Source organism: Myroides sp. TSA_177.3 (assembly GCF_052691955.1).
The window spans coordinates 47,492-53,701 of the sequence record NZ_JBQZGD010000023.1 but is presented as its reverse complement, the minus strand read 5'-3'; the positions used below and the strand labels follow the sequence as shown (position 1 = coordinate 53,701).

6 protein-coding genes are annotated in these 6,210 nt (G+C 34.0%); 4 read left to right on the top strand and 2 right to left on the bottom strand.

The annotated features are described in order from the left end of the window. Positions 1-93 precede the first annotated feature (93 nt). Complete coding sequence (locus tag ACUTSE_RS15955) at positions 94-2,487, bottom strand: TonB-dependent receptor domain-containing protein (RefSeq protein WP_445640941.1); 2,394 nt, start codon at positions 2,485-2,487, stop codon at positions 94-96. Positions 2,488-2,644: 157 nt separating this feature from the next. Between ACUTSE_RS15955 and ACUTSE_RS15950 the strand changes: the two genes are divergently transcribed. The 4 genes from ACUTSE_RS15950 to ACUTSE_RS15935 all read left to right on the top strand — a co-directional run bounded on the left by ACUTSE_RS15950 (position 2,645) and on the right by ACUTSE_RS15935 (position 5,227). Continuing rightward, entirely contained in the window at positions 2,645-3,226 is a 582-nt protein-coding gene (locus tag ACUTSE_RS15950; RefSeq protein WP_445640940.1) for an LOG family protein, read from the top strand. An 80-nt stretch (positions 3,227-3,306) separates the two neighbouring features. Continuing rightward, a complete protein-coding gene (locus tag ACUTSE_RS15945) occupies positions 3,307-4,059 on the top strand; it encodes an NYN domain-containing protein (protein WP_445640939.1) in 753 nt (250 codons plus the stop codon). Between the two features lie 185 nt (positions 4,060-4,244). Further along, a complete protein-coding gene (locus ACUTSE_RS15940) occupies positions 4,245-4,493 on the top strand; it encodes a hypothetical protein (RefSeq protein WP_445640938.1) in 249 nt (82 codons plus the stop codon). Between the two features lie 2 nt (positions 4,494-4,495). Further along, a complete protein-coding gene (locus ACUTSE_RS15935; RefSeq protein ID WP_445640937.1) occupies positions 4,496-5,227 on the top strand; it encodes a DUF3667 domain-containing protein in 732 nt (243 codons plus the stop codon). A 125-nt stretch (positions 5,228-5,352) separates the two neighbouring features. Here ACUTSE_RS15935 and ACUTSE_RS15930 read toward each other — a convergent pair whose 3' ends face one another. After that, positions 5,353-6,153 carry a hypothetical protein gene (locus ACUTSE_RS15930; protein WP_445640936.1) on the bottom strand — a complete coding sequence of 267 codons (801 nt, stop codon included), beginning with the start codon at positions 6,151-6,153 and terminating at the stop codon, positions 5,353-5,355. Positions 6,154-6,210 lie beyond the last annotated feature (57 nt).

Here is a 6,210-nt window from a genome sequence, read left to right as displayed (position 1 = left end):
CTTAACTCCTAACTCTTCACCATAAACCAAAAAAAAGGATCCCTTTTTCAAGGAACCCTCTTTCGCGTAATAATTGAAGTTTCTTATAGAAATTTAGAACAGTCCTCCTGATCCACCACTTTGTTTCGTGTTACTATCTCTATATTTTCGTTGTAATGAACGGCCTTTTCCACCTCCAAATGTATAGTTTACACCAATATACACCGATTGACTTTCCCAAGTGAATTCACCTGTTGAAGGGTAAGGGTATTTTGTTTTGTATTTATAAGACATGGTATTGAAAATATCATTGAATCTCACGCTGATACCTAATTTATTATTGAGTAAAGCATAACGTGCTCCAGCATCGATTTTATACATTTCTTGTGCATCAGACGTAATTCCATCAACAGCACCTCTATAGAATCCAAATAGGTTAAAACGCAAGTTCTTAGTCGCTTTGAAGTTACTGTTTAAACGCGCGTTGAACGCATTTGCTGTAATATCGCGCAATACCGTTTGCATCGTTCCTGTTGCATCTAATTGAGAAACAAATCCCGTTTGTTTGATACTTGAGAAATCAATGGCAGGTTGCATGTCCCACCAAGGCGTAACAATAATATTAGCTGAAACTTCAAATCCATAAGCATCATTTGATTTGTAGTTGTCAAAAGTCATCAATAACGCATTTGGATTGTCATTTTCCGGATCATCATAAATCACGTGATTGATCTCATGGTTAATACGTCTGTAGTAAACTCCAGCCGTAATGCTACTTCTTTTCGCAAATAATCGAGTATAGTTTAATTCGACAGAGTTTGTGAACTGTGGCTTTAATTCTGGGTTACCAACCATAGTCATCAACGGTGTTGAGAACTGACGAACTGGGTTTGTTTGTCTTACTCCTGGACGATCTACACGACGGCTATAACTTACGTTAAACATATCGCTTTCTGTTAGGTTATATCCAACATAAACCGAAGGGTAAAGTGTCACATAATCGTCTTTAAAAGTAGAGGTACCATCTAATTTAGAATCTACTTTGTAGCTCTCTACTCTCGTTCCTACTTGGTAGTTGAACTTTCCTAAAGTCTGACCAAATGTAGCATAAGCAGAAAAGATATCTTGATCATACTTATTGGCAATAGCAGCTTGATTTGAAGGAATTAAAGGGTTATTAGAACTGAAATTATTATCCGCTCTTGAAATTCTACCTTCCGCCCCTAATTCTAATTTTGTATGATCGTTTAGTGGATTAACGTAATCGATATTTATTGTTGATAATGTGTTTTTATCGTTGTTTCCATCTTGGTATAACAAATCACTATCTATTCCCAATTTTGTTCTATAGTCCCCATCCATATCCGCTTTGTTGATGTTGTGGTTTACCTCAATATCTAGCGTATGTCCTTTCTTCTCAAACAAATGTTTGTAAGCTAGGTTATAGGTACTAAATGTATTTTTGTTGTCGTATTTTGTTTTTTGAAAAATATCTTCAAACGAGTGATCTGGATAAAGTGTTGTCGTTTTTAAATCCAAATTACTCTTGTTTGTACTTTGATTCGTATAGAAAGACAAGGTATTATTGTCATTGATATAGTAATCAACCCCTACTTTATACAAGATGTTTTTGTTGTGGCTCAACATGTCAATTGTCGTTGGCGATAAGATATCTTCGCGAAACATAGTTCCATCATTCTTTGACTTACCATCCGAATAACTTGCATTTCCAAAGAAGTTTAATTTTCCTTGTCTGTAGTTTAGGTTTAAGGAAGTTGTCGATTGAATGTTTTTAGCAATCGTAACTCCACTGTCTACCGAACCATTGAATCCATCTGCTGTGTTTTTGTGTAACACGATGTTGATGATTCCCGACATTCCTTCTGGATTGTATTTTGCACTTGGATTGGTAATCAATTCAATGCTTTTAATTGAAGTCGATGGAATTTGCTTCAACAATTGTTCAGCAGACATATTTGTTGGTCTTCCGTCCAATAAGATGCGAACATTTTCATTTCCTCTTAAAGAGATTTTACCATCTTTGTCTACGTTTACAGATGGGATATTATTCATAATATCCGATGCAGTTGCTCCTACTGTTGTTAAGTCTTTTCCAACCGTAATCACTTTTCTGTCGATTTTTTGTTCAATCGTAGAGCGTTCAGCAACAATGTTAACATCTGCTAAAGTCGTTGATTCCGCTTCAAGATAGATGGTACCCAAATCAGTTGCGTTTTTTAGTGCAATTTCTTTGTGGTAAGGCGTATAACCAATAAATTGAATATCTAAGTTATACGTATCTGCTGCTGCAGTAATGGAGAAGGTACCATTATCAGCGGTCATGCCACCTGTGATAACTGCATCTCCTTTTTTCAATGTAATCGTTGCATAGGGGATCGCTTCATTGAGTTTTTTATCAAGTACACGCCCTGTTATTTTTACTGAACCTTGGGCATATATACCACAAACGGATAGTAGAAAAAACAATAAAGATAGTTTTGAATTCATTGGATTAGTTGAATTAAGTTTTTGTCTACTCTAATAGACTGAGAAACGTTACTTTTGTTACATGATAAAAAGTAGAAAAAATTAAATAATCAAATGTTTTTATTTTAACTATCTGATTTTTAGTTATTTCATGGTTATTTAGATAAATTATAAATTTATGAGGTACACAGTATTTTGCGGTTCAAGCGCAGGAAATAAAGAAATATACGTTCAACAAGCAACTGCTTTGGGAACTGCATTAGCTCAACATCAAATTGGTGTTGTTTACGGAGGCGCTAAGGTTGGTTTAATGGGAGCAATTGCAGATGGAGCCTTAGCTTATGGTGGAGAGGTAATAGGAGTTCTTCCTCATTTTCTAGCCGATGTAGAATTAGGACATGCTCGTTTGAGCGAACTTCTTTTTGTGGAAACGATGCATGAACGCAAAGCAAAAATGGATGAATTATCAGATGGAATCATTGCTTTACCTGGTGGATATGGTACACTGGAAGAATTTTTTGAAGTATTAACTTGGGGGCAATTGGGATTGCATAAAAAGCCAATTGCATTATTTAACGTGGATGGATTTTATGACCCTCTGTTAGATATGATCGCCACCATGGTCAAGCAAGGCTTCTTAAAAGAGGAAAACCAAAACATGATTATTGTATCAGATGATATTGAAGATTTATTGCATCAAATGAAAGTGTATGAAGCACCGAAAGTAGGGAAATGGGTTGTACAAAAAGAAAATAGCTAACATGCTAAAAAAAGATTAAAATTGAAGTTTATCCCCTGTTTTTTCGTATTTTACCTACTTGAGTTTGAATACGATAAAAAATGGAAAAAAACAATAATAATATAGCGATACTCGTCGATGGAGATAACGCACAAGCCAAATTATTACAAAATATATTAAATGAGGTGTCTAAATATGGAAAGGTCACTATTCGCCGTATTTACGGAGATTGGACTACCCCTCAGATGAATAGTTGGAAGGATTTACTCAATGATTTATCCTTTTCACCCATTCAAAAGTTTAATTATACTTCAGGAAAGAATTCGACAGATAGTTCCTTGATTATTGATGCCATGGATATCTTACATGCAAAAATGGTGGATGGATTCTGTATTGTTTCGAGTGATAGTGATTATACAGGATTGGCAAAGCGAATTCGCGAGGAAGGAATCTTTGTGATGGGAATTGGAGAAAAGAAAACACCTAATGCCTTTGTTCAGTCTTGTGAGATTTTTACTTATTGTGAAACGTTGATGCCAAAGGCCGCTAAAACAGAAAAAAATACCAACCAAGAGAAAAAACAAGTGGTTGGTGAAGAAGAAGATAATGATACACTTACCATCACTAAAAAAGAAATGCGCCTTATTGATAAAGCATTTGATATGTCGGTAGATGAGGAAGTAGAAGCGTATATTTCTACCGTTGGAAATAACCTGCGTAAATTAGATCCTAGTTTTGACTCTCGTGATTATGGATTTAGAAACTTAACCGAAATGTTTAAGCACCTAAAAACATACGAAGTCATCAATAATAATGTAAAAGGATTAAATCATCCTTTAGTCAAAAAGAAGTAACCGAGAGGTTACTTTTTTTTTGAGCCAACTTTTTTCCAATAGGTTTGATGGAATGACTTTATTTTGTATTGCGGTTTTTTATACATTTGGACGAAACAAAACGATTTTTATTGCTATTTGTCTTGGATTGTTAATCCGAGGCAGCAGTTCGTAGAACTAGATCTTATTAAACCAAACCTATACTGATGAAAGAACAAGAATTAAAGGCATTAACGGATGAAGCGTTAATCGAAAAAGGCAAAAAGGCGAGAACCTATTATTTAATTAATGCTGCTATTATAGGCGCATTTATTGGGGTTTCTTTATATAATACCTATAAAAAAGGCGTAGACTTTTTTACGTTCTTTCCTCTGTTTTTTGCTTTCATTTTAGTGAAGAGTGGGCAAGATTATAAAATCATTGAAAAAGAATTAAAACTCCGTAATTTAAAATAAAGATGGCTAATTGTTCTACTTGTAAAACGGATAGTTCTGGTAATTTCTGTAGTAGTTGTGGAAATCCTTTAGTCATTCATCGTATTGATAAATCTTATCTTACACAAGAACTATTGAAGTTGATCGGATACGAAAGAGGATTCCTTTATACAGCCAAAGGTTTACTGCTTCGACCTGGAAAGGTAATTCGAGAGTATATAGAGGAGGATAGACAAAAGATTACCAAACCTATTACGTATCTCATTCTTACCTCTTTGATTTATACGTTTATTTCACACTACTTTAAAACGGATGTGATTCATACGGGGATGTTAAAGGCGGTGTATGGTGATTCAAATGCTTATAAACTATCGTTGTGGATCCAAAATAATTACGGATATGCCAATTTACTGATGTTGGTTCCTATTACGCTTTGGACGAAATTTCTTTTTAGTGGTTTCAAATACAATGTGTATGAAACTTTCGTTATGACGAGTTTAATTATGGGGGAAGGTATGTTGTTGTACTCCTTACAAGTGATGTTGAATTACTGTTTTCCTCAACTTGTTTTGTTCAATGAAATGATAACCTCTTTGATTGTATTTTTTTACTTGAGCTGGGCAATTGGACAATTTTATGGTGGAACCAAAGGAAACTATTTTAAAGCTTTACTTAGTTATGTTCTCGGTGTAATCACCTTTCAAATGGCAGTAACGGTATTGGGATTTTTTATAGATATGATTGTCAATAAATAAAAAAAGCCAGCATTTGCTGACTTTTTTTTTATTTAAACTAGTTCTTATAATTGACTTATTTTAGTATACCATTTCTAATAGATATTATACTATGAAGTATAATTTAATAGTAGATAATTTTATTTTTAGATAGTTTCTTCTATATAAATTTCAACTTTGTTCGCGTCTGTTCTAAATCCAACGGTATAGTTTATTCCCTGGTATACAAAAGTACTGGTGTCTGAAAAAGTGCTATTTGGACCTGTTGGTAAAAAGATCTCCTTGGTATGTTTGTTGTATATTAATTCTTCTTGGAAATAGCTATCTAAAATATGAGTTCTTGCCCAATTCCCACTAGTAGGCAAATTATCTGCATCATAGTTATGCGGAAAACTAGATTTTACAATAGATCCTGTAATTGGAGTTTTACCATCATATGCTTCAAACTTCAAGAAGTAAATTTTACCAAGTTTAGCGAGGAAATTGTATTCTGTTTGTGTGGCATTTTGCGAAATTAGTCTAGGATTGTTGGCTAAAGTTCCGTTTGCATTCCATATGGGTTGAGTATAGTATATAGGGTTAATATATTGAGAAGTATGGGATTCTATTGTTCTAGGGTTAATGAATACATAATCATAGTTGATATAGTTACCATATTCATGTCCATTAGCAATAAGATTGGGACTATTTGTAGTAGTTAAATTATGTCCCCAATATTTTAAGTCATCTGCTCCATCGTATACGGCAAGCCCAGAATGAGCGGCAAATTTGAAGGTAAAATCAGTATCATTTCTGATAATAAAAAGATAATTATTTGCCATACCACCACCATTGATTGAATCATACTTATATGGAGTGTCGGCATTTATATCAGGATGACTTTGTTGAATATCTTTGCCAACTAGTGTAGATGAAGCTGTAGGTTCTTCATTAGAACAAGATAGCAAAACTAGTGCTAAGCTTAAAAAAAATAATCTTTTCATAAAAATAGTTATTGCGGTTAA